This window comes from Streptomyces aureocirculatus (assembly GCF_000720475.1).
GTDB classification, from domain to species: Bacteria; Actinomycetota; Actinomycetes; order Streptomycetales; family Streptomycetaceae; genus Streptomyces; species Streptomyces aureocirculatus.
The window spans coordinates 1-2,147 of sequence record NZ_JOAP01000126.1 but is presented as its reverse complement, the minus strand read 5'-3'; the positions used below and the strand labels follow the sequence as shown (position 1 = coordinate 2,147).

Annotated in this window: 1 protein-coding gene and 1 pseudogene; both read left to right on the top strand. The window is 66.8% G+C overall.

Annotation, left to right across the window (positions count from 1 at the left end; all coding sequences use genetic code 11):
* The coding region (locus tag IG78_RS47350; RefSeq protein ID WP_169749753.1) for a VanZ family protein at positions 1-352 on the top strand (352 nt) is incomplete at its 5' end.
* 472 nt (positions 353-824) lie between these two features.
* Positions 825-2,014 (top strand): annotated as a pseudogene (locus tag IG78_RS43555) (IS110 family RNA-guided transposase).
* Positions 2,015-2,147: the final 133 nt, after the last annotated feature.

Genomic DNA, 2,147 nt, shown 5'->3' with positions numbered 1-2,147 from the left:
TGCGGCGGCCCGGCGCCCTTCGCCTTCAGCAATCGCGATCGGCTGCTTCGCGTTGAGCGTCACCATCGAGGCGGTGCAGCTGGCGATGAACGCCGGCAGGGTTGTCGACGTCGACGACGTCATCTTCAACACCGGCGGCGGCCTGGTCGGCAGTCTGCTGGCCGTCTCGGCCTGGACGGTGCTGACGGGACAGGGGCGGGCGCGCATGAGTCCGGGTCCTGTCAGCTTTCCGCCTCGCCGACGGCTTGTTGCGCGTGGGGAGTGTGGCGCTGCGCGCGAGCAGGGCGAGCCGGGAACCGGCTGGGCCCTATCGTCTGCGGCGCAGGTGCAGCCAGACGCGGGCGGCCAATAGGCCGCGGACCACGACGCCGACGGTGATCTGCAACCAACGGGGAAGGCTCGCGCCGGGGAGATAGAGCGCGCTCGGGATCATGGGCGCCACTCCTCGCGGTAGCCGACGGAGCCTTTGAGCTCCCAGGCCAGTAGCCGGAGCTGCTGGCCAGCGATCCGTCCGGTCGGGCTGGCAGTTCCCAAATAGGGGACCACGGTGTCCTCGAAGAAGCGGACGCGAGTCTCCGCGGCGTTGAGCTTGTCCTACCTTCCAAGCGTGGGTCAGAGCTGGTCATTCGTAAGATCGGCGGGCCCGGGGGTTCTGGGTATGGCTGTGAGCTTGTCGCCGTTCGATGGCTCAAAAAACTTGGCCGCCCGGAGCCCCGCGACGACTCGACCGCTAATTGGGATACGCGACTCGATCGCTGTGCAGGACAACGTCGGCGAGGTCGTCTGCGGGATCGACGTGCAACGACGAGCTGGCGGAGGTGACCGTGCCCCAGATTTGGGCCGGAGTGGACATCGGCAAGGAACACCACCACTGCGTGGTGGTCGACGAGCGCGGCGAACGCCTCCTTTCACGCCGAGTCTTCAACGACGAACCGGCCCTGCTGGAGCTGATCGCAGATGTACTCGCGCTCTCCGAGGATGCCCTATGGGCGGTGGACATCAACCACGGTGGGGCCGCCCTGCTCATCGGTCTCCTGCTCAGCCACGACCAGCCGATGGTCTACATCACCGGCCTGGCCGTGCACCAGGCGTCGGCCGCCTACCGTGGCCAGGGCAAGACAGACGAGAAGGACGCGTTCGTCATCGCCGACCAGGCACGCATGCGTCAGGACCTCGGCCTCCTGCGGCCCGGCGACGAGATAGCCGTCGACCTGCGAACTCTCACCGCCCGCCGCCTCGACCTGGTCAACGACCGCACCCGTCAGACCAACCGGCTGCGGGCCCAACTACTGGAGTTTTTCCCGGCGTTGGAGCGGGCACTGAACCTGAGTAAGAAGGGTCCGGTCATGCTGTTGACCGGCTACCAGACGTCGGCGGCGATCCGCCGCAGCGGGGCCAGGCGCATCGGAACCTGGCTGAAGAACCGCAAGGTGAAGAACGCCGCCATGCTCGCTGAGACTGCTGTCGAGGCGGCCAGGTCCCAGCACACCGCCCTGCCGGGAGAGACTCTCGCGGCCGCCATGGTCGCCCGCATCGCCAAGGGCGTGCTGACCCTCGACCAGGAGATCGCCGAACTCGACGCGCTCATCGAAGCCCGGTTCAACGAGCACCAACACGCGACGGTGATCCGCAGCCTGCCCGGCATGGGCACCCTCCTCGGCGCCGAGTTCATCGCTGCCACCAGTGGCGATCTGGAGGCTTTCGGCACGGCCGACCGCATGGCGTCCTTCGCCGGCCTCTCACCAGTGCCGCGGGACTCCGGCCGCGTCATCGGCAACATGCGCCGCCCACGCCGCTACCACCGCGGCCTGCTCCGGGCCTTCTACCTCTCGCGATGGCCAGCCTGAGAACCTGCGCCGCCTCCCAGACCTACTACGGGCGCAAGCGGAACGAGGGCAAGGGGCACAAGCAGGCCCTGCTCGCTCTGGCCCGTCGACGAGCCAACGTCTTATGGGCCATGATCCGCGACGGAGAGTGTTACGAGGTCCTACCAACCGTCACGACGGCAACTTGACATCGTCATTGGGAAGTTCTTTAAGCTCTGGGCTTCTGGGGTGACGTGCTCGATCATGGGTGAATGACTGCCTTCTACCATGTGTGCTTCGTGGTCCCGGATATCGAGCAGGCGATGCAGGACCTTCGGTATG